We start from the raw sequence: 21160 nt of genomic DNA, 5'->3' as shown, positions 1-21160 counted from the left end.
CGCTCAAGTCGGAAGAGCCGGCAATGGGCCGCGTCGCTAACGGCTTCTACAACTGCACCCACGATCACATGCGTTGCCGCCTCATTGGTGATGGATTTACCGACACTCCGGTTAAAGTGACCAAGCCAGCGAACGCTCGTGATCTTTACGGTTTTCTGGCAAAAATTGCCTGCAGCAACGCTTGAGATGCGCCCCTGCCATCGTGCATCTGTCTCACATATGCTGGCCCTTGGGCAGCGACATCTCGGAACGACTCTGGATCCTTCAGGATGTGTCTCAGGACGGGCTCTAGGGTATTCGGGGTGGCGTCCAAGATTGGAATGTCCACTCCCACAAGGTCTCTAGTTTGGAGCACTGACGATATGGTAAGCCGGCCCGCGGCCATGGATTCGACCGACGTCGCACCGTAGGAATCGCAGCAAATCTGATCAATGACTATGTCGACACTCTTCAGCGTTTTTCGAAAATCGGAATGGGACATTTTGTTAGGCTCCAGTCGTTCGACCAAGCCCTCGTGTTCAAGCTGTCGGAGCACTGCGCTGATTGTTGATGTCCCTTTGATGGCTGGCTTTTTTCGGGTCGGGAGGTGTAGGACTCGTGGCCGCCTGTTGCCGGAAAGGGCGGGCTCGTCACATTCCCAAGCGCCGGCGTCCAGGGTCAGGGGAAGCCAAACCGCGTTGGGCACGTCGTGAAGGAGGTCAGGGGTCGAAACGAAGACAGGTAGCCCGCTCCGTTGGATTATTTTTTGATTCTTGCGGGACAATTTCAAGGTTTGAAGGAAGTACCGCGGCCCAGCGGACTTCCACCACGAGTGCGGCACTCGCCGCATGTGGGCAATGGGGTCGCGCACGTCGGATCCGTGGCAAACCAAGGCAAGTTCTTTCCCCAGGTCCTTTAGGTCCCTGATATCGTGCTCGAGATTCTCCGTCCATCGTCCGCCGGATAGGGCTAAGAATCCATCCAGGTAGACATGTGTGGATCCCTGGAGAGCCGTTTGGGTGGCTGGATGCAGGACGTGTCGACGGAGCTCCGACATGCCAGACATTGCGGGAAGCTGCCTGTCGGACGAAAAATTGAAGTTCGCCGTCCTCGAGAATGACCATGCGGGAATGTTGAGGTCACGTCGCGCCGCTGACGCCCAGGCAGTGGCCTGGCCGGCATAGTTGGCGGGCCCAATCGCGAGTGAAGGTCTGGGTCCTGGAAGGCGGGGGGCGAGGGCGTTCTGATCCTCGCGCGGCCCCTGCTGCTCATTCATGCTCGGCCACCGAGCTGCACGTCATGCATGCGCGCCTCGACGCGCTTGATCTGGGCCTCCCAGGCGTAGTGCTCGACGAATGCCTGCCTCCCCCGGGCCCCCATAGCTGTGGCTGCCTCCGGATCTTGCGCTAGTCGACCAAGTTTTTCACAGATGTCATTTGGATCCTCGAAGTCGGCCGTTAATCCGCACTTATGACGATCGAGGATCCGGACAATCTCTGGTGAATATGAGGGGGCGATCACGGCAATTCCAGCGGCCATGTACTCGAATAGGCGGTTGGGTAGACTAGCCTGCCCAAGGAGCCTCCCGTACGAAATTACTCCGATTGAGCAAGAGGCCAGTAGCCTAGGCATTTCAGTGTGGGGTATTCCCGGGATAATCTCGACGTGTGGGGCCACATCCGCGGACTGCAAGGCCTGTTCTATGGCTGGGTCGAAGGGCTCCGTATTTGCTGAGGCGCGTGTGATGAATACGAGGCGTAGGTCGCAGTCCGGAGGCAGTAGGCGAATCGCCTGTACGACGCGCGGTGTCCCGTTACCTGGCAGGGCTTTGCCGTGCATGACACGCATGCCTGAATGCCTGGGGGCGGGCGCGCTGGATTCTAGAGAAAAATCCAGGGGGGCGGTATTGAGCGCCGTTAAGCGTGCTTGCCCTGTCTTTGTGTACGTGTCAAGGATGGTGTCGCTAACGGCAATTGTGAGGTCAGACCGGCGTGCTATCCAAGATATCGCGGCTTTCACCAGGCGGCTCAAAATGTAGACCAGGAGTGGCTGTTTCACTCCACGTCGCAGTAGGCCGTTGTGAAATTCCTCATGTATATCAAATATTGTTCGAGATCGACTGACGCGACTTGCCCACAAGGCCACTAGCGCAGCATCGGGGTCTGGCGTATAGATCCAATCGGCGTCTTCTATGGATGCAGCCGACCGGGCGCTCCGAATGAGTGCCATGAGACGCCCCCTATAGCCGGGCCGGTGATGGGTGAGGTGCCAGTCTATTCTGGTGTCACGAGTGCCTCCAAAGAAGGAGTGATCCGGACCGAACCAACTTACATCGTGGCCCAGTTCGGCAAAGCCACCGGCGATCTTTGTCATGACGCGCACGTCGTCTATTGGGTGAGCGGACGTTAGGATTACAATGTTCATGCGTTGCCCTCCTTAGTGTCGGTGGGATTGGGGGGTGGCAAAGGTGGCAGGTATGACGGGACCAGCCAGCATCTTGGCATGAACTGCAGACGCGTCCGCAGTAAAGCGATCGCGTAATTTTCGTGCTGGCGACCCTACCCATATCTCGTAGGGTGGGATGTCGCCCGTTACCACAGAGCCAGCGCCGATAATCGCGCCGTCGCCAATTCTGGTACCGCGCCGAATGATAGCCCCGTACCCCACCCATACATCACGACCGATGTGTGTTGATTGCTGCTCTGGCCGTCCTGAAAAGTGCATAGGGATGCCGACGGCGTCAATGACGTGATCGTCGCCGACGATGGCAACGCGCGGACCGAACAGCGCATATCGACCGATGTGGGTCATGGGTCCTATCCAACACTCGTTACCGAGGAAGACGTATTCCTCGGTGCTGAGATCCCGCGAAACGTGGCAGGAGGGATGGATGTAGGCCGTCGGGTGGACGTGCTTCAAGCGCTTGGCGACGCGAATAGAGTGGTTGCGAGCGACGCGAAGTACCGCGTAGAGCTTGCTGGATCGAGAGATGGCCACGTCAACCCCGCAGCCCGGACCAGGCATGGTGGCGCCTGGTCGTGGACATGATGAAGCGCACGGCGCGGTCTGAGGTGTCCGTGACTGCGTATTCCTGGGGCAGGCGGCTGCCCCTCTTGTTTGGCCGTTCCATGACGTCCTTCACCGCTGCCTCGACGTCGTCCGGGTCGAGGCCGGTCATCATGATGCCGGCGCTGTCGAGGGCCTCCGGGCGCTCGATCGAGTCTCGGAGGGTGATCGCGGGGAAGCCCAGCATGGTGGACTCCTCGGCGATGGTCCCGGAGTCCGAGAGCACGCAGGCGGAGGCGAGCTGGAGCTTGTTGTAGTCGTGGAACCCGAGTGGCTCGCTGAAGGTGATGCCCTCTGGCTCGGTCCAGCCCGGGAGGGCCTCCAGGCGCTTGCGCGTCCGGGGGTGGGTGCTCACGAAGACGGGGAGCGCAAAGGTCTCCCGCACGCGGGTGAGGCACGCCAGCAGCTGCTGCAGACGTGCGGGCGAGTCGACGTTCTCCTCGCGGTGTGCCGAGACGAGGAAGTAGCCCCGCTCCTCCAGGGACAGCCTGGCCAGGACGTCGGACGCCTCGATCTGTGGGCGATAGTGCTCGAGAACCTCACCCATCGGAGATCCGGTCAGCAGGATGCGGCGAGGGTGGAGGCCCTCCGCCAGAAGGTTGCGGCGGGCGTGCTCGGTGTAGACGAGGTTGAAGTCGGCGACGTGATCCACCAGGCGACGGTTGGTCTCCTCCGGGACGTTCTCGTCGAAGCAGCGGTTGCCGGCCTCCATGTGATACACGGGGATGCGCATCCGCTTGGCCATGACCGCGGCGATGCACGAGTTGGTGTCACCAAGGACGAGCATCGCGTCCGGCCGCTCGGCCCTCAGCACCTCCTCGGTCTTGATCAGGGTCTCGCCCAGCACGCGGCCGAGCGACGAGGTGTCCACCCCTAGCATGTGGTCGGGCTGGCGGATCCCGAGGTCGTCGAAGAACACCTGGTTGAGGGTGTAGTCGTAGTTCTGGCCGGTGTGCACCAGGACGTGGTCGACGGCCTCGTCGAGGCGGGCGAGGACCCGGGACAACCGGATCAGCTCGGGCCGGGTGCCGACCACCGTCATGACCTTCAGCCGCGTGCTCATCCGAGCTCCTTCTCGTAGCGGTTCATCATTCGACCTTCGGCGGTGGTGAAGGTGTCGGCGCACCGCCAGCCTGACTGGAGGTAGAACGCGTTGGTGGCGTCGTTGTCGTGGGCGTCCGTCGTCAGGAAGGCGAGGTCGGCGCCCCGGGACCGGGCGGTGTGCGACCAGGCGGTGATGAGGGTGCGTCCCACGCCGTGTCCCTGGAGGGCCGGGTCCACGCAGATGGAGGAGAGCAAGGCTCCGTCGACCGCAGTGCCCGCCTGCCCGCGGTAGGCGACGCCTCGGAGGAGGCGTGGCGTGCGGCGCGGATCCGCGATGGCCGCCTGGGCGCTCGCCAGGACGAAACCTGCCATCCGGCGGCGGAGCAGCCGTCCGAAGAAGCCGGCGGGGGAGGTCGTCCCCACCACGCTGCCGACGACGCGGCCCGAGTCGTCCCGGGCCACCGCGGTGATGCTCGTCGGGTCGGTCAGGAAGCCTCGGTAGAACTGCGTGAGGAAGGCCGGTCCGAGCTGGCTGAGGAAGAACTTGGGGAACGCCCGCCGGTGAAGGTCGACGAGCTGGTCGACGTCTGCGGGGTGCAACGGGGCGATGGAGATGCTCATGGCCGCTGGACCGCCTGTCGGACCGGTTCCCAGAACGTGTCGGGAGCAGCGGGGTCGAACAGGGTGTGCGTCCAGAACTGAGTCAAGAGCTCGGTGTCGCCGATGTTGGTGATGTTGTGGACCCACATGGTGGGCATGTCGATGGCCACCGGCTCGGTGCCGTCCACCTCGAAGTCGATCACGTCGTCGTGGAACACGCGGCGAAGGGAGATGCGAGCGCGCCCACCGAGCACGACGAACCGCTCGATCTTGCCGAGGTGGTAGTGCTCGCCCCGGGTGATGCCGCATCGCGTCGTCGACACGAAGGTCTGCCCCTGCCCGCCGTGGCTGCGCACCGTCTCGACGAGCCGGCCGCGGTCGTCGCTGTGCGGCGTGAGGCCGATGGGGTACGACTGCGGAAACAGCGCCGCACGAAGGGTGTTGAAGAGGTTGACGTCGAAGTCGGTCGGCAGGGCGGGAATGTCGCCGCTGCGGTAGGTCTCGCGGTAGGACGTCAGCTTGTCCAGGACTTCCTGGACCGACGTCGGGTGGGGCTCCGGAGCCAGCTCGGTGCCGGTGCTCGTGAGTCCATCCATGAGGACCTGGGCGGCGTCCTGCACGTGGAGGAGGCCGATCTCCTTGTCCTGCACGGAGGTCGGCGCCTCGTCGCGAGCGACCGCGTGGGCGAAGGTCGCGACGAAGGAGTTGTAGCCCGGGCGGCCGTGCTCGCCGAACAGGTTGGGCAGCCGGACGTCGACCACCTTGGCTCCGCTCGCCCGGAGGGCCTCGGTCGCCTGGGACTTCCCTCGGCCGTATGCCGAGTCGGCGCCCGCGTGAACCGTGTTCGCGTAGACGACGGTGTCGATCGAGCCCGAGCTGCGGACCGCCTCGGCGACGGCCTGCGCAAGCTCGACGTTGCCGCGCTCGACCTCGTCGTCGGACGCCCGGTTGATCCCGGCCACGTGCAGCACGGCGTCACAGCCCTGCGCCAGCTCCGGCATACGGCTGAAGGACTCACGGTCCACGGCCACGACCTCGTGGTCGGTCAGAGCCGCCAGGCGGACCCGCGTGTGCCAGCCGAGGAATCCTCCTGCCCCGGTGAGGAGAACCTTCACAGCCCACGCTCCAGCAGCAGGCGGACCTCGGGCAGGGTCCTCAGCAGCTCCTTGGTCTGCTCGACGTCCAGACGGGTCGTGTTGGCCGAGTTGTAGGCCTCGAGCATGCGGGGCTTGTCCTCGCCCTCCTCGACGTACTTCTCGTACTGCAGGGACCTCGCGTCCAGCGGCACCCGGAAGTAGTCACCTTCGTCGGACGACCGCAGCACCTCCTCCCAGGACAGGAGGGTCTCGTGGAGCTTCTCGCCGTGGCGGGTGCCGATCACGTCGACGGTTGGGGAGTCCTCCCCGGCGATGGACGCCACGGCGCGGGCCAGGACGTCGACGCTGCTCGCCGGCGCCTTGCGGACGAAGAGGTCACCGGGCTCGGCGTGCTCGAAGGCATGCAGGACGAGGTCGACCGAGTCCGCCAGCGACATGAGGAAGCGCGTCATCTCGGGGTCGGTGATGGTGAGGGGCCTGCCTGCGCGCAGCTGCTCGAGGAAGAGGGGGATGACTGAGCCGCGGGAGTACATGACGTTGCCGTAGCGGGTCACCGCGACGGTCGTCCTGCTCGTGGGGTTGTTGCGGGCGTAGGCCTGAGCCGTCTTCTCCATCAACGCCTTCGACATCCCCATGGCGTTGACGGGGTATACCGCCTTGTCGGTGCTCAGGCACACCACGGTGCTGACGCCGGCCGCGGCGGACGCCTCGATGACGTTGTGGCTGCCCTCGACGTTGGTCTTCACCGCCTGCTGGGGGAAGAACTCGCACGACGGGACCTGCTTGAGCGCAGCCGCGTGGAAGACGAAGTCGGAGCCGCGCACAGCGGCGGCGACACTGTCGACGTCACGGACGTCGCCGAGGTAGAACTTGAGGCGATCGTCGCCGAAGTCCTTGCGCATCTGGTCCTGCTTGGCCTCGTCACGGCTGAGGATGTGGACCTGGCCGACGCCCTGGCTGAGCAGGTGTCGAGCCATGGTCTTGCCAAAGGAGCCGGTGCCGCCCGTGATCGTGACGGTGGCGGCGGACAGGGACATCCCGGGCATCAGGTGGTTCCTCTCATGGCCTCGACAAGAAGCCGTTCGACGTGGTCCACCCCTCGGTCGAGGGAGAACTCCGTGGTGTAGTAGCGGCGAGCCGTGAGCGCGCGTCGGCGGCGCTCGGCCTCGGTGAGCCGGGCCAGGCGGTCCAGGGCGTCGGCGATGGCCTCGGGGCGGTCGCCGGGGACGGCCCAGCCGCCCGACGCCTCGACCACGCCGGCGACGTCCCCCGCCGCGGCCGCGATCACCGGGACGCCTGCGGCCAGCGATGCCTGGCACTTGCTGGGCATGGTGACGCGGGAGTGCGGGTGGTCGCGCAGGCTGAGGTAGGTCGCGTCCGCCGTGGCCATGAGGTCCGTCATCGACGACTGCGGGACCCGGCCGATGAACCTCACGTTGCGCAGGTCCGCCTCGCGGGCCTGCCGACGCAGCTGCTCCTCGTGGGTGCCCGACCCGGCCAGCACGCAGACCACCCGGGGGTCTCGGACCAGCGCGCAGGCCTCGATCAGGGTCTCGAGGCCCTGCGCCCCGCCCATGGCCCCGGCGTAGAGCAGGACCACCTGGTCCTCGCTCAGCCCCAGCTCCGCGCGCATCGAGCGGCCACCAGGACGAAACACCGTCTCGTCGGCCCACATCGGCACGTAGTGCAGCCGGTCGGCCGGCACCCCGCGGGTCTGCAGGATGCGACCCACGCCGGGCGAGATGTAGGCGACCGCAGCAGACGCGGCATACATGCCCCGGCACCACAGGTCCAGGGCGCGTGTCACCCCGGACCCGATGACGCCGCCACCGTGCCCCGAGGCGGTGACCGTGTCCGGCCAGAGGTCCAGCACGTGCGTGACCAGCGGGACGCCATGGAGGTGGCGGGCGGCCCACATGGTGGGTGCCACGGTCACGGGGGAGTAGTTGACCCACAGGGCGTCGAGCCCCCGCAGCGTCGAGAGGCCGTTGACCAGGGACGAGGCGCCGAAGGAGGCGTAGTTCAGCAGGCGTCGGGCGCTCAAGCCGTCGTGGCTGGGGTAGAGCGCCACCCGTCGAACCTGGACGCCGTCCACCAGATGGTCCTCGCAACGGCGGACCTGGTAACCCTCCGTCACGCGCCCCGTGGGGTAGTTGGGGTATCCCGTCAGGACCTGGACGTCGTGGCCGCGACCGGCCAGGCCACGAGCGAGCGCGGAAGGGAGGGCGGCTGGCCCGGGCTCAGGTTCGTACCACTGCGTGAGCAGACCAATCCGCACCGATACCTCCTCCAGCCGATCGCCTGAGATGACAGTACAGAGTGTAATGTATCGGTGACTTTCCGTGGCGACTTGACCGTTAAGGAGTGAATGTGGCACCTGCGCCATTCATCCCCTTCGCCCTCCCCGACATCGGTGAGGCCGAGGTGCAGGCCGCGGCGGAGGCGATGCGATCCGGGTGGCTGACCACCGGGCCCAACGCAGCGGCCTTCGAGCGGGAGTTCGCGGAGTTCCTCGGTGGGGGGCGGGAGGCCATCGCCGTCAACTCCGCCACCGCGGGGCTGCACCTGGCCCTCGAGGCGCTCGCCGTGGGGCCCGGCGACGAGGTGCTGGTGCCAGACTGGACCTTCACGTCGACCGCTGAGGTGGTGAGGTATCTCGGGGCCCAGCCCGTGCTGGTCGACGTCGACCCCCTGACGCTGAACCTCGACGTCGAGCGCGCCCGGGCCGCCGTCACAGGTCGCACCAAGGCGGTGCTGCCCGTGCACATGGCCGGGCTCCCGGTCGACCGCCGTGCCCTGCGCGACTTCGCGGACGAGCACGGGCTGAAGGTGGTGGAGGACGCCGCCCACGCCTTCCCCGTCAGGTCCGGGGGCGACCTCGTCGGGCAGAGCGACAGCGACGCCGTGGTCTTCAGCTTCTACGCCACCAAGACCATCACCACCGGGGAGGGGGGCATGGTCGTCACCGCCGACCCCGAGATGGCCCGCCGGATCCGGACGATGCGGCTGCACGGCATCAGCCGCGACGTCTTCGACCGTTACCGCAGCACCAAGCCCTCCTGGCACTACGAGGTCGTGGCGCCGGGGTTCAAGTACAACCTCCCCGACCCGGCCGCCGCCATGGGGCGGGTCCAGCTGAGCCGGGCGACCCAGATGCGGGACGCCCGCGCTGCGATCGCCGCACGCTACGACGCCGCGCTGGCCGACACCGGTCTGGGCCTGCCGGCGAGGGCCGCCGAGCCGGACGGGCACGCCTGGCACCTCTACATCGTCCGGGTGCCGGGAGGCGGGGCTGCTCGCGACGCCTTCATCGGTCGGATGGCGGACGCGGGCGTCGGCTGCAGCGTCCACTTCATCCCCCTGCACCGCCACCCCTACTGGCGGGAGCAGTGCTCCGCCCGTCCGGAGGACTTCCCGGTGGCCGAGGACCAGTTCGGCCGCGTCGTGAGCCTCCCGGCCTTCTCGGCCATGACCGACGACCAGGTCGACCGCGTGATCGCAGCGGTGCGCTCGTGCCTGTGACGGTGCCCGACGCCAAGCGGCTGCTCGACATCGCGGTCGCCGGTGCGGGGCTGGTGCTCACCGCCCCCGTCGCGCTCGCCGTCGCGGTGGCGGTCCGGCGCGAGGACGGCGGCCCGGTGCTCTTCACGCAGGAGCGTGTGGGCGCCGGGGGGCGGCACTTCCGCATCCACAAGTTCCGCACCATGCGGGCGGCCGGGGGTGGCCCGGCCGTGAGCGGGAGCGACGACGTGCGCGTGACGCGCGTCGGGCGGCTGCTGCGGCGCACCAAGCTCGACGAGCTACCGCAGCTGTATGACGTGCTGCGCGGCGAGATGAGCCTGGTGGGGCCGCGGCCCGAGGTGCCGGAGTTCGTCGCGCTGTGGCCCGCCGAGCTCGCGCCCGTCATCCTCTCGGTGCGCCCCGGGATCACGGATCCGGCGAGCGTCGCCTACCGGCACGAGGCGGACGAGCTGGCGGCAGCACCTGATGCCTACCGCCACTACGTCGACGTCATCCTCCCTCGCAAGGCACGGATGTATGCCGACTACGTCCGGGGCCGCTCCCTCTCCGGCGACATGCGCGTCGTGGGCCAGACGGTGCGAGCGGTTCTGCTCGACTAGGCGCTCGACACGGTGTCGGTCACGTCCTGGAGGTGCCGCAGCGGCCCCTGGCCCTCCCGGGCGCAGCCGCGCATCCACCCGGCGGCCCGCTCGTGGGTGAGCGGCATACCGTCCACCGTGGTGCCGTCCAGTCGCGGCACGTCCACGCTGGTGACCAGGGGGTGCGCCGTGACGCGGGACTCGTCCGCCGCGTTGAAGAGGTCCTCGGACATCTTCTCCCCCGGGCGCAGGCCGGTGTAGACGATCTCGACGTCCTGGCGACCCGACATCCCGATCAGGGTCTCGGCGATCTCCTTGATGCGCACCGGGGTCCCCATGTCGAGCACCATCACCTCCCCGTGATCCCCCATGGTGGCAGCCTGCATGACCAGCTGGCAGGCCTCGGGGATGAGCATGAAGTAGCGCTGCACGTCGGGGTGCGTCACGGTGACCGGACCGCCCTGCGTGATCTGTCGCGTGAAGGCCGGGATCACCGAGCCGCGGCTGCCGAGGACGTTCCCGAATCTCACGCTCATGTAGCGGCCCTCGGACTGCTGTGCCACATCAGCGGTCAACCGCTCGGCGATGCGCTTGCTGTAGCCGAGCACGCAGACGGGGTCGGCCGCCTTGTCCGTCGAGATGTTGACGAAGGTCTGGACACCGGAGGCCTGGGCTGCGCGAAGGACGTTCAGCGTGCCGAGGACATTGGACTTCCACGCCTCGAGGGGATAGCGCTCCAAGAGGGGGAGGTGCTTGAGCGCGGCCGCGTGGAAGACGACCTGGGGACGGTGCTGCCCGAAGACCCGCTGCATGGCCTCCTGGTCCCGGATGTCCGCGAGGACGATGCTGTCGTTCTGGAGCAGGCCGTGGCCGTCGAGGTCGAGCTGCACCGACTGCAGGGCGGACTCGTCGCGGTCGAGCATGACCAGCTTGGCCGGGTGGAACTTGGCGATCTGTCGGCACAGCTCGCTGCCGATGCTGCCCCCGGCGCCGGTCACGAGGACCACGCGGTTCTCGAGGGTGGTGGCGATGCTGGACTGGTCCAGCGTGATCGGACGTCGACCCAGGAGGTCCTCCAGGTTGATGTCGCGGATGTCGTGCGACGTGGGGGTGCGGCCCACCATGGCGCTCATGGTGGGGACGACCAAGGCCTTGACCCCTGCCTCCATGGCGGCCTGCCGCAGCTCGCGGATGGTGTCGGTGCCTGCGCTCGGGATGGCGATGACCATCTTGTCCGCGTCGTACCTCTCGGCGACCTTGGCGATGTCCTTGCGCCCGCCGCTCACCCGCACGCCGTCGAAGGACCTCCGTCGCTTGCCGCGGTCGTCGTCGAGCAGGGCGACCGGGATGTAGGGGGAGGTCGGGTCGTGACGCAGGTTGCGGATCAGCAGCCGACCGCCGTTGCCGGCGCCGAAGACGAGGATCCGCTCCTTGCCCTCCAGGGTCGCCCAGTGCCGCTGGCGTGCCGCCCGGATGACGAAGCGGGTCGCCATCATGGCGAGCGAGGCGATGAGCGCGGCCATGATCGGGACGGTGCGCGGGACCACGATGGGCCGGGCCGTCATGGCCCAGGCCATGAGGCCGGAGCACACGATGGCGACGGTGGCCGCCACCTCCAGGACCTCCTCGAAGGACCCCCGCACGTGCCCCTTGCGATAGGGGCCGGTGGCGAAGGACACGACGACGTGGCCCAGTGCCGCGGCTCCCGCGACGATCGCGGTGTTGCGGACGAAGGTCGGCTCCAGCTCGTAGGCATGACGAAGCCAGGTGGCGGCGTAGATCGCGACGACCCAGACCGAGGCGTCGACGAGGCACCAGGTCACTCGGACGAACCGATCTCGTCGCCGGGGGGCGAGCATGGGCCACTCCTGTGGGGGTCCCTGCTGAGTCACGCAGGGTAGCTTGGCGTATGCTCAGAGTAACCGACGAATGGCGTCCCTACGGCCTTGTGGGGGATTTGGTCACGGATTGTCTTTGCCGTATCAACCAGATGTCGTCATAGAGCGCGATGTGCGGACGCTCCGGCATACGGTTGCGTCATGAGCGAGCCTGCCCGGATCCTGACCGTCTGCACCGGCAATGTCTGCCGGTCGCCCTACATCGAGCGGCGGCTGCAGCACGAGCTGGATCGGGCCTGGGGCCCGGGGGCCGTGGAGGTCAGCAGCGCCGGGACGGGGGCCCTGGTGGATGCCGCCATGGAGCCCGACGCGCTGTCCCGGCTCGGGGTGGCAGGCGGCGCGGGTGAGGACTTCCGCGCGCGAGCCATCACCCGCGAGCTGGTGTCGGACGCCCAGCTCGTCATCGTGGCCACCCGCGACCACCGGGGAGCCGTCAGCCGCCTCTATCCGCGGGCGCTGTCGCGCATCCACGCCCTGCGCGACCTCGCTCAGCTCGCGGAGGGTGTGGCCGACGACGAGCTGCCGGGCCGCACGTCGGCCCGTGCGTGGCTGGACGAGGTGGTCCCGCTGATCGCCTCGAAGCGAGGCCTGCGTCCGCCGCTGGAGCCGAGGGAGGCCGACGTCGTCGACCCCTTCCGTCAGGGTCGAGACGCCTTCGACACCATGTCCACACAGGTCGAGGACGCGCTGCCACAGGTGCTGCGCGTCCTCGGTGCGGGAGCCGGTGCCGGCGCGGGGAGCCGCTAGACCGTCGTCGACTCCCGGTGGGCGCCGGACCCCGACGGTGTGCGCTCGACGGGCATGGCCGGCTCGGACGAGCGATAGGCGTAGCGCTCGCCGTAGTAGGAGTAGCCGTCCGCGCCCTTGGTCGGCACGCGGTTCACGACGAGCCCCAGCACGCGCGCCCCCACCGTCTCCAGGGTGTCGAGGGCCCGGCTGAGGTCCTCCTTCTTGATCACCCCGGCACCCACGACCATGACGGCGCCGTCGGCGAGACGGGACACGACCGCCGCGTCCGTGACGGGCAGCACCGGGGGAGCGTCGATGATCACGTAGTCGAACCGCTGGCGCAGCTCGTCGAGCACCGCGCGCATGGGGTCCGAGCCGAGCAGCTCGCTCGGGTTGGGCGGGATCGGTCCGGCCCCGAGGACGTGGACGTTCTGTCCGAAGGGCTGGAGCACGTCGTCCAGCTCGGCGTCGCCGATGAGCACCGTCGTCAGACCCACGCCGCCCTCGAGGCCCATGTACTGCAGCAGCCGCGGACGACGCAGGTCGCCCTCGACGACGCAGACGCGCGCGCCGCCGGCGCCCATCGTCAGCGCGAGGTTGGCCGTGGTGGTGGACTTGCCCTCGCCCGGCAGGGACGAGGTGAATACCAGCACCTTGGGGTGGTTGGCCGCGTCGACGAACTGGAGGTTGGTGCGCAGCGTGCGGAAGGCCTCGGCGCGCGTGCTCTGCGGGTCGCCCTGCACGATGAGCGGGTGGGTCTTGGCGTCGGGGTCGAAGTGGATGCCGCCGATGATCGTCTCGTCGGTGACCTCCTTGACGTCCCGCTCGCCCTTGATGGAGGTGTCCAGCAGGTCGCGGAGCAGCGCGAGACCGAGGCCGAGCAGCAGACCCAGGAGCAGGCCGAGGGCGAGGTTGCGGGCAGGACGAGGCGCGACGGGTGCGGAGCCCTCGATGGCCGGCCGCACGACGGTGGCCTTGACCGGGCTCTGCTGGCCGGCCTTGACCGACTGCAGCTCCTGGATGGTCGAGGTGAACTCCTCGGCCACGGCGTTGGCGACTTGAGCGGCCTTGGCCTTGTCGCGGTCGACGACGGAGACGTTGAGGAGCACGGTGTCGGGAGGCGTGGTGGCCGTGACGGAGCGTGCCAGGCTGGCCGAGCGGTCGACGCCCAACGCGTCGTGGACGGGGTCCAGCACCTTGGGTGACGTGATCACGTCGGCATAGGTCTTCATCTGCTTCTGCGTGAAGGTGCTGCCTTGGGCCAACTCGGCGGTCGTCTCGCTGTTGGCCGTGGAGATGAAGAGCTGGGCCGTGGACTGGTAGGTCCGGGGCGTGAGGATCGTCAGGGCGGCAGCGGCCAGCACTGCGAGGCAGGTGACCGCGACGATGATGCGCCAACGCTTCCGCACGACGCGGAGGTAGTCCTGCAGGTCCACGAGGAGTCTCTCTTCTCCCGGGCGCGGACCTTACGGTCGGCGCATGTCTGAATACTGAGCGTGATGCTATCGGGTGAAACGGGGGCGAGGTGGGACCTACCCGCCAAAACCCTGCTTGGGAGACACGTTGTCGACATACGTCGCCATCGAGTCGGTGCGCAGGTGCTCGGCCAGCGTGGCCATCTGGCTGCGGCTCATGACGACGATCGACATGTTGTTGGGGCCCGGCTCGGCCGCGACCCACGGCGCCGTCGTCGTGTGGATGTCGCCGCCGCGCACGTTGCGCATGCTGAGCGCGACCTTTTGCATCTCGTCCACCGTGAAGCCGCTGTCCACGGTCATGTTGCGCGTGCCGGCGTCGAGATAGCTCGAGAACTCGCGCGGGTTGAGCAGGACGTCGCGGGACAGTCCCTTGGTCAGGACGGCGCGGATGAACGCCATCTGCCGCTTGCCCCGGCTGATGTCGCCCTGGTCGAGGCCGTAGCGCTCGCGCACCCAGGCCAGACCCTGCGTCCCGTTGACGTGGCGGACGCCCGCGTCGGTCGGCACGTCGACGCCGCCGATCGCGTCGGTCATCGACGTGAAGCCGTTGAAGTCGATGGTGGCGACGTGGTCGATCGGCACCCCGATCAGGGGCTGGATCGTCTGCACCAGCAGCGGCGCGCCGCCGTACTGGTAGGCCGCATTGATCTTGTTCTTGCCGCGCCCCGGGATGGTGACGTAGAGGTCGCGGGGGAAGTGGACGAGGTCGACGCGCTTGCGGTCGTCGGACACGTGGGCGACGACGATGACGTCGGAGCGACCCTGGTCGGAGCCGCGCGAGTCGCTGCCCAGCACCAGGTAGTTGAGCGAGTTCTTCGACGTTCCCACCTTCTTTGGCTGCGCGACCTCCTCCGAGGCGGTGCCGAGGATGGGCTTGCCGCCGGACAGGATGGGCTTGCCCTGCTGGTCGACGATCTGGCCCTTCGCATCGACGTGCGCGGCCCCGGCGTCGACCGGCTTGCCCTGCTGGTCCGTCACGACCTTGCCGCTGCTGTCGACCAGGTTGCCCTTGTCGTCCTGCGGGACGATCCGGTGCTCGGCCGGCGCGTCGGGCAGCAGGGGCGCGCGCTGCACGTTGTCGGACACGGTCCGGCGCAGGTGCCAGGCATAGCCGCCGACCGCGGCGGCGCACAGCACGAGGACGGCGGCGAGCGTCCACGCCAGGGGCTTGAGCCACCGGCGTCGACGTCGGGGCACGGCATGACCGTCAGGGCCCGCGTCGGGCGCCTCGATGTCGCGCTCGGTGGGAGAGGGAGGGACCGGCATACGACCAGAGTAGTTGCCTGGGGGAGTGATGTAACACAAAGCAACCGTCAAGCACTCTGTGTTGTCGCTCCGTGTGACCGGTTGGGGCCCCGCTCGTCCGGAGCGGACGGCGACCGGTGGAGCTCATGATCGGATGTCCGGCACGCTCGCGCTCGCACGCTGAGGCAACACCTCTGCACCCCGCGGGCTGGGGTCTGCCGGTCAGCGGCGCACCCGATAGCGCAGGTGGAGCACCCGGTTACCGACGAGCGCCACGGCAGGATCCTCCAGGAGGTGCTGCGCGTCGACGGACCCGAAGTAGCGCCTGCCGGAGCCGAGGACGACCGGCGCCACGTCCATGCGCACCTCGTCGACGAGGCCCGCCGCCAGGGCCTGGCCACCGACGTCGCCCGCGGCGACCTCCACGATGCGGTCACCCGCGAGCTCCTGCGCCCTGGCCACGGCGGCCTCGACCCCCTCGACGAAGTCGAACGGTGCCGTGGGATCCCAGCCTTCGGGCGGCGGCCGGTGGGTCACGACCACCACGTGATCGATCCCGCTCGGAGGTGTCCCGTCCCAACCGTCCGTCAGGTCGAAGACTCGGCGGCCGACGACGGTCACCCCGATGCTGTCCCAGTAGGGCCGGGTGTAGTCGTGGGACGCCTGCGACACCGTGAGGGCGCCGCTCGCGTCCAGGGGGACGTCCCCGCTGACGAGCCAGTCGAACAACGGCCCGGGCTGGTCGTTCTCGTCCGCGACGAAGCCGTCGACCGAGACTGATGCGTACATGACTACCGTGCCCATGGGGTGCTCCTCTGTATGTGTTGGGGGGGACTCACGCTAGGGGCGGGGGAGCGGCGGCTCTTGTAAGAAATCAATCGGTCGGAAGCGACCAGCTGTCGAGCACGTGACCGGGATGCTCGCGCAGGAACCGCTGACGGACGCCGACATACTCCGTGGGTGTGAGTCCCGTGAACTCGCGGAACTCGTGACCGAAGTGGGCCTGGTCGAAGAAGCCTGCGCCGGCCGCGAGGTCGGCCCAGTCGATCCGTTCGACGGGGTCGAGCGAGAGCAGGGTGGCGGCGAAGCGGTAGCTGCGGGCGAGCCGCTTCGGCGTGACCCCGACGACCTCCTTGAACCGCTGGGCCAGGTGAGTGCTGCTGACGCCGGCTGCCACGCTCAGGTCCCCGACCACGACCACCCCGCGGGTCGCCGCGATCACCCGGCTGGTGTGGCGACCAGCCCGAGACCGGTCGTCGCGCGCATCCGCCCCATCAGCTCGTCCTCGAGCAGGGCGAGCATCTCCGCCGGGCCGGCTGCCGTCGCCAGCCGGTCGCGCAGCTCGTCGCTGGCCGACCGACCCCACGCCTGCTCGATCGTCACCGGCCGGTCGCACAGCTCGCCGGCCGGCATCGGCAGGAACGAGGTCGCTCCCCAGGGCTTGAAGTGCACCCCCACGGACCGGGTGCTGACCGGGTAGCCGAACTCGATGGCGCGGGTGGGCGTCGTCACGACGCAGCCATCGGAGTACTCGATCGCCTCGGCGCCACTGCCGGAGCGGATGCGGAAGGGGTCGCCGAGGTTGACGACGAGGAACGCCGCCGGCGACGGAGGCAGCCGCAACCGGGCGTATGGCGGCGCGCCCTCCAGGTAGTAGAGGTCGTCGATCAGCTCGTCCAGCGGCGGCCGCGGCACTCTGGAGACGTACTCCATGCGCCCAGCATCGCCGATGACCGCGGCGACCGACTGCGGCGGCGTCGGCATACGGCCGAAAGCCGGCGCCGCCGGGGCTGCCGCCCGGCGCAGGCTCACTCCGGAGAGGGCTTGCCGCGGATCGGGTGCCCCTTCATCCCGGCCATCCACAGCACGACGTCAAGGTGCCGGAGCGTTAGCGTGCCATCGCCGAGGTCGGCACCTCGACTGATCGCCTCGCTGACGACGCGGTCGAGACGCTCCCGGACGACGTCGTCCCGCATGATCGCGGCGAAGGCGGGCCAGTCGGTCGAGTAGCCGGGCGTGAGGCCGAGGAACTCCAACACCACGCGGTCGCGGACAGGGAACAGGTTCGGCCGTTTCCGCGCGCAGAGCTTCGACGCCGTCACCCACGGGTTGGCGCCGAGAGTCGCCTTGGCGAAGTTGTGGAACTCCGCCATCTGGTGGGCAAGCTTCGGCGCGCTGTCATCCTCGAGCCGAGCAGAGGCGGGTAGCCGCTCCAGGAGCTCCGAGGCCCGCTGCGCATGGTTGTCGTCGAGAAAGCGCCGGATCGCGAGCGGCAGCACCCTCACCGACAACGTCGTCACCGCGAGCAGGTCCGCCGGCCCGATCGACATGGGGTCGTTCGGGGCGAGGTCAGTGAAGGTAGATCCGGCGTAACCCCTCGCGGGGTCGTAGTAGCGCACAAGGTGGTGAACCGCGCGAGGATCTCCCACCGCGCTTCGAGCACGTTCGACGGCTGCGGAGCACAGCGTCTCGTCGACCACCCAGGCCGCAGTCTCAGGCGCGCCCATCACGCCCCTCCTCGTCCAGCACGACACCCTCAAGCTCGAGGTCGCTGACGATGCTGATCTCCTCGTCGGCGACCGGCTCCCCTCCCGGCATGCTGAAGGCCTCGTGGATATCCACCGAACCAAGGTCCGGGTACTTCTCCAGCAGGAAGCGACGTCGGTAGACGAAGTCCGCTGTGTCCACGATGGATTCGAGCGTCGCCCAGTTGAGGGCCCCGGACACGGCGATGCCCGCGGCAGGAACAACCTTTCCCAGGCTCTGCTTTGTCCACCGGGCGTTGAACGACTTCGCAAACTGGCCGGCGATCTTCGAGATCACCGACTTGTTCAGCTCGTCCCAAGACTTCTTGTGCACGAGAGCCTGGGTCAGTTTTGAGACATCCTTGAGCGCTGCCGATTTCGCGCCGCTCGACGCAGCAGTGCCTGCGTTCACCACGGACATGATAAAGACCTTCTCGGTCGGCGCCTCGGGGTCGTAGCCGTAGGTCAGCGCCACCTGCCCCGCGGCCCTGGAGGACAGGGCGAGGACGGCGGCAGCATCGGCGACGAATGCGCCCGCCACGGCGGCACCCCCTGGCGCAGCGCTTGCGCCGGCCCCAACCACGACCACGAGCTGTCCGCCCGTCATCGCCAACGCAGCTCCCGCACCCGACATCGCGGCAGCCAGCGGGTAGGACCAGCTCGTTGTCCGCCCGCGGAGCTCGTCCACCTGCTCGAGGTCGAGGCGGCGCACGTCGGCGAGATGTTTGACCTCGTGGCCCGCCTTCTGGTGCTTCTTCACGACGCCCTTGGGCGAAAGGCCGACGCGGGACGCGCGCGCAAGGCTGCTGCCGATCGACGTGACAGCCGTTCCGGTCCAATTGGGACTGCTCGCTGCAGCCTTCTTGGCAGCCTTGCTGGCAAGATCCGCGCCTTTCGACGACGCCACTCGCGCTCGATCGACGATGGCCTTCGCCTGCGGTCGCGCCTCGACCTGAGCGTGGGCCTTGTCCCCGAGGCTGACGGCCACGTTGCCTACCTTCGAGGCAGCCTTTCCGGCGGCTTGGTTGACCTGAGCCACGCCGCTCGACATCGTGCGCCCCTGGAACTCCTGAACCTCACGCCACGCATCCAGCTCGTACTGCGACGGTATCCCCATGCACGGAACGTAGCCAACGAGCCCGGGGGCCGACCAGACTGAGTGCGAACGCCGCCCGGTCGGCCTAACGGGGGCCAGGTGAAGCGGTCATCTCCACAAGACTCGGCCGGCTCTAGCGGCTCTCGCCGAGGACCTGGGCGATGCCGTCGCGATAGGTCGTGACGGCGAAGTCGGGGAAGCGGCGGGTGAACTCCGAGGAGTCGAAGACGTTGTCCCCCCGGTAGCGGGGCAGCAGCTCACTCATCTCCTTGAGGGGCTGTGAGACGAGGCTGCCGAGCCGGAACGCCGCGACGGGCAGGACGGTGAACGGGATGCGCCGGCCGGTCACCTCCGACGCCACCGCGATGAGCTGCCGGTAGGTCAGGCGGTGCGGGTCGACCGGCAGGTGCCAGGTCCGACCGTAGGCGTCGGGGGTGTTGCCGATGAGCGCCATCGCGCGGCTCGCATCCGGCGTCCAGATCAGCGACCGCACGGCATCGGCGTCGACGGGCACGAGCGGCCGCTTGCCCGCCTTGATCCGGTCGAGCACCAGCGTGTTGGTGTAGCTGCTGGTCCGGCCCGGGCCGTAGAACTCCGGCGCCCGGCAGATGACGGCGTCGATCCGGCCCTCCTCCATCTCCCGCAGCAGCATCGAGGTCATCTCGGCGCGCACCCGCCCCTTGCGGCCGTTCGGCGCGAAGGGGGTCGACTCGGTCTGCGGGGCCGTGCTGCCCGGATACATGTAGGTGTTGTCGAAGTAGACGAGCGTGGTGCCGTGCTCGACGCACGCGTCGATGACGTTGCGCATCATCGTGGGGAACTGCTCCTCCCACCGCTGCGAGTCCAGCGGCAACCCCACCGTCAGATAAGCGATCTCGCTCCCGGCGACGGCGCGCGACGTGGCCTCGGCATCGGTCAGGTCGGCGGCCACCAGCTCGTCGGTGTCGTGCACCTGCTGCGGGTGACGACTGACCAGCCGTATGTCGTGCGTGTGGCTGCGGTAGAGCTCGCGGGTCAGCTCCACGGCGATCTGGCCGTTCGCGCCGAGGACGGTCTGCATCAGGAACCCCATGTCTGTCGTGATGTCTGTCGTGCGGGTCGGGACGCACCGCTGCTGCGGCGGTCTCGGAGACGTGGGCGACAACGCAGCCCCTGCGCGCCGTCATTCCGTAGCAGACTGAAGTCTCCGATCCCGCAGGCGAAAGGACTGACCATGAGCGTTCCCACCGATGCAGCGTTCGAGATCCCCAAGGAGGGGGACAACGAGGGCGCGCGGCCCCAGGAGGGCGGCGAGCACGAGGCCTACGTGGACGAGAGCAACGTCCCTCACTCCGACCGCGAGGCGACGGACGACCCGTCCATCTGACCCCGCTGCCTGCGAGAGCCCCCGACCCGCCGCGGGCCGGGGGTTCTCGCGCGACACCGGCCCTGGGCGGGGCGGCTTAGCCTGGCCCCATGGACAAGCCCTCCTGGCCCCCGGTGGCAGGCCCCATAGGTGTCGGCACGCTCTTCGTCGTCGTGACCTTGGCGTTCCCACGAGGCGGTGACCTCGAGACGCTCGGGCTGGTGCTGAAGGTCGCCCTGGGGCTGTGGTCCCTCTACCTCTTCGTCCAGCTGTTCCGTCAGATCCTGCGTGACGACCCCGACTTCAACGGGGAGAGCGAGCGTCGGTTCCGCGAGCGGCACAACCGCCCCAAGGACTCCTGAGGGGACGCAGACAGCTGCGACACGCCGCTCGGAGGAGCACTTCTCGTCCTCTCGCGGCGAGGGGCGGGGCGGGCGGCATACGGGCTCTGCCTCTCGATCAGGCGCCGACCTCGCGCAGGCGACCGGTCGCCACGTCGAAGACGAAGCCGCGGATCGAGTCCGTGTGCGGCACATAGGGATCGGCGACGATCCGGGCGATCGAGGAGCGGACGTCGGCGTCGAGGTCGGTGAACGCCGCGGACTCCCAGCCCGGCCGCGTCCCCGTCTCCTGCTCCAGGTCGTCGCGGAAGGCCTGGTCGGTGAACGTCAGCATCCCGCAGTCCGTGTGGTGCACCAGGACGATCTCGCGCGTGCCCAGCAGGCGCTGGCTGATCGCCAGGGATCGCAGGACGTCCTCGGTGACGACGCCTCCGGCGTTGCGTATGACGTGCGCCTCGCCCTCACCGATGCCGAGGACGCGGGACACGTCGAGCCGGGCGTCCATGCACGCCACCACCGCCACGTGCTTGGACGGCGGCAGGGGGAGCGGGCCCTCGAAGCCCTGCGCGTAGGTCTCGTTGTTGGTGAGCAGCTGGTCGGTGACGGCCATGGGGGTT

23 protein-coding genes are annotated in these 21160 nt (G+C 68.2%); 6 read left to right on the top strand and 17 right to left on the bottom strand.

Annotation, left to right across the window (positions count from 1 at the left end):
- Positions 1-185, top strand: a 185-nt coding sequence (locus tag B2P18_RS07560; protein ID WP_286957827.1) for a hypothetical protein, incomplete at its 5' end; no start/stop codon positions are given.
- A 1066-nt stretch (positions 186-1251) separates the two neighbouring features.
- On the opposite strand, the gene B2P18_RS07555 is transcribed toward B2P18_RS07560, so the two are convergent.
- From B2P18_RS07555 to B2P18_RS07525, 7 genes are all read right to left on the bottom strand, one after another.
- Positions 1252-2403: a glycosyltransferase family protein gene (locus B2P18_RS07555; protein WP_286957825.1), complete on the bottom strand. Its 1152-nt coding sequence runs from the start codon at positions 2401-2403 to the stop codon at positions 1252-1254.
- Between the two features lie 12 nt (positions 2404-2415).
- Positions 2416-2703 (bottom strand): DapH/DapD/GlmU-related protein, encoded by a 288-nt coding sequence (locus tag B2P18_RS07550; protein WP_286957835.1) that lies wholly within the window; start codon positions 2701-2703, stop codon positions 2416-2418.
- A gap of 274 nt (positions 2704-2977) precedes the next feature.
- Positions 2978-4108: a non-hydrolyzing UDP-N-acetylglucosamine 2-epimerase gene (gene wecB, locus B2P18_RS07545; RefSeq protein WP_286957823.1), complete on the bottom strand. Its 1131-nt coding sequence runs from the start codon at positions 4106-4108 to the stop codon at positions 2978-2980.
- The gene (locus tag B2P18_RS07540) at positions 4105-4710 is read right to left on the bottom strand and encodes a GNAT family N-acetyltransferase (protein WP_286957816.1); all 606 of its coding nucleotides are present in this window, start codon (positions 4708-4710) and stop codon (positions 4105-4107) included. The genes wecB and B2P18_RS07540 overlap by 4 nt, the downstream gene beginning before the upstream one ends.
- The gene (locus tag B2P18_RS07535) at positions 4707-5804 is read right to left on the bottom strand and encodes an NAD-dependent epimerase/dehydratase family protein (RefSeq protein WP_286957814.1); all 1098 of its coding nucleotides are present in this window, start codon (positions 5802-5804) and stop codon (positions 4707-4709) included. The genes B2P18_RS07540 and B2P18_RS07535 overlap by 4 nt, the downstream gene beginning before the upstream one ends.
- Positions 5801-6832 carry an SDR family NAD(P)-dependent oxidoreductase gene (locus B2P18_RS07530; protein ID WP_286957811.1) on the bottom strand — a complete coding sequence of 344 codons (1032 nt, stop codon included), beginning with the start codon at positions 6830-6832 and terminating at the stop codon, positions 5801-5803. The genes B2P18_RS07535 and B2P18_RS07530 overlap by 4 nt, the downstream gene beginning before the upstream one ends.
- The gene (locus B2P18_RS07525) at positions 6832-8064 is read right to left on the bottom strand and encodes a glycosyltransferase family 4 protein (RefSeq protein ID WP_286957806.1); all 1233 of its coding nucleotides are present in this window, start codon (positions 8062-8064) and stop codon (positions 6832-6834) included. Before B2P18_RS07525 ends, B2P18_RS07530 begins: the two co-directional genes overlap by 1 nt.
- 92 nt (positions 8065-8156) lie before the next feature.
- Here B2P18_RS07525 and B2P18_RS07520 point away from each other — a divergent pair, with 92 nt between their 5' ends.
- Positions 8157-9308 (top strand): DegT/DnrJ/EryC1/StrS family aminotransferase, encoded by a 1152-nt coding sequence (locus tag B2P18_RS07520; RefSeq protein WP_286957804.1) that lies wholly within the window; start codon positions 8157-8159, stop codon positions 9306-9308.
- Entirely contained in the window at positions 9305-9907 is a 603-nt protein-coding gene (locus B2P18_RS07515) for a sugar transferase (protein WP_286957797.1), read from the top strand. Before B2P18_RS07520 ends, B2P18_RS07515 begins: the two co-directional genes overlap by 4 nt.
- Here B2P18_RS07515 and B2P18_RS07510 read toward each other — a convergent pair.
- Entirely contained in the window at positions 9904-11745 is a 1842-nt protein-coding gene (locus B2P18_RS07510; protein WP_286957794.1) for a polysaccharide biosynthesis protein, read from the bottom strand. The two genes, B2P18_RS07515 and B2P18_RS07510, sit on opposite strands and share 4 nt — an antisense overlap.
- A 180-nt stretch (positions 11746-11925) precedes the next feature.
- Between B2P18_RS07510 and B2P18_RS07505 the strand changes: the two genes are divergently transcribed.
- Positions 11926-12531 (top strand): hypothetical protein, encoded by a 606-nt coding sequence (locus B2P18_RS07505; RefSeq protein WP_286957792.1) that lies wholly within the window; start codon positions 11926-11928, stop codon positions 12529-12531.
- Here the strand turns inward: B2P18_RS07505 and B2P18_RS07500 are convergent.
- The 8 genes from B2P18_RS07500 to B2P18_RS07465 all read right to left on the bottom strand — a co-directional run bounded on the left by B2P18_RS07500 (position 12528) and on the right by B2P18_RS07465 (position 19929).
- Positions 12528-13949 (bottom strand): polysaccharide biosynthesis tyrosine autokinase, encoded by a 1422-nt coding sequence (locus B2P18_RS07500; RefSeq protein ID WP_286957786.1) that lies wholly within the window; start codon positions 13947-13949, stop codon positions 12528-12530. The two genes, B2P18_RS07505 and B2P18_RS07500, sit on opposite strands and share 4 nt — an antisense overlap.
- Positions 13950-14045: 96 nt before the next feature.
- Positions 14046-15257, bottom strand: coding sequence for an LCP family protein (locus B2P18_RS07495; protein WP_286957774.1), 1212 nt, complete (start codon positions 15255-15257; stop codon positions 14046-14048).
- A gap of 201 nt (positions 15258-15458) precedes the next feature.
- A complete protein-coding gene (locus B2P18_RS07490; protein WP_029210286.1) occupies positions 15459-16040 on the bottom strand; it encodes a dihydrofolate reductase family protein in 582 nt (193 codons plus the stop codon).
- Between the two features lie 70 nt (positions 16041-16110).
- Positions 16111-16458 (bottom strand): helix-turn-helix domain-containing protein, encoded by a 348-nt coding sequence (locus B2P18_RS07485; protein ID WP_205621790.1) that lies wholly within the window; start codon positions 16456-16458, stop codon positions 16111-16113.
- The gene (locus B2P18_RS07480) at positions 16455-16949 is read right to left on the bottom strand and encodes a DUF6597 domain-containing transcriptional factor (RefSeq protein WP_286957766.1); all 495 of its coding nucleotides are present in this window, start codon (positions 16947-16949) and stop codon (positions 16455-16457) included. Before B2P18_RS07480 ends, B2P18_RS07485 begins: the two co-directional genes overlap by 4 nt.
- Positions 16950-17044: 95 nt before the next feature.
- Complete coding sequence (locus B2P18_RS07475) at positions 17045-17743, bottom strand: DUF6308 family protein (RefSeq protein WP_286957765.1); 699 nt, start codon at positions 17741-17743, stop codon at positions 17045-17047.
- On the bottom strand, positions 17730-18878 hold the full coding sequence (locus tag B2P18_RS07470; RefSeq protein ID WP_286957763.1) for an EcsC family protein: 1149 nt from the start codon (positions 18876-18878) through the stop codon (positions 17730-17732). Before B2P18_RS07470 ends, B2P18_RS07475 begins: the two co-directional genes overlap by 14 nt.
- Positions 18879-18990: 112 nt before the next feature.
- Complete coding sequence (locus B2P18_RS07465) at positions 18991-19929, bottom strand: NAD-dependent epimerase/dehydratase family protein (RefSeq protein WP_286957762.1); 939 nt, start codon at positions 19927-19929, stop codon at positions 18991-18993.
- Between the two features lie 141 nt (positions 19930-20070).
- Here B2P18_RS07465 and B2P18_RS07460 point away from each other — a divergent pair, with 141 nt between their 5' ends.
- Both B2P18_RS07460 and B2P18_RS07455 read left to right on the top strand, forming a co-directional pair.
- Positions 20071-20223 (top strand): hypothetical protein, encoded by a 153-nt coding sequence (locus B2P18_RS07460; protein WP_019286257.1) that lies wholly within the window; start codon positions 20071-20073, stop codon positions 20221-20223.
- 89 nt (positions 20224-20312) lie between these two features.
- The gene (locus tag B2P18_RS07455) at positions 20313-20564 is read left to right on the top strand and encodes a hypothetical protein (protein ID WP_029210290.1); all 252 of its coding nucleotides are present in this window, start codon (positions 20313-20315) and stop codon (positions 20562-20564) included.
- Positions 20565-20661: 97 nt separating this feature from the next.
- Here B2P18_RS07455 and B2P18_RS07450 read toward each other — a convergent pair whose 3' ends face one another.
- Entirely contained in the window at positions 20662-21153 is a 492-nt protein-coding gene (locus tag B2P18_RS07450; RefSeq protein WP_029210291.1) for a beta-class carbonic anhydrase, read from the bottom strand.
- Positions 21154-21160: the final 7 nt, after the last annotated feature.

The organism is Arsenicicoccus sp. UBA2120, assembly GCF_002330965.1.
GTDB lineage: Bacteria > Actinomycetota > Actinomycetes > Actinomycetales > Dermatophilaceae > Arsenicicoccus > Arsenicicoccus bolidensis.
This window is presented reverse-complemented; position numbering and strand designations above follow the sequence as displayed.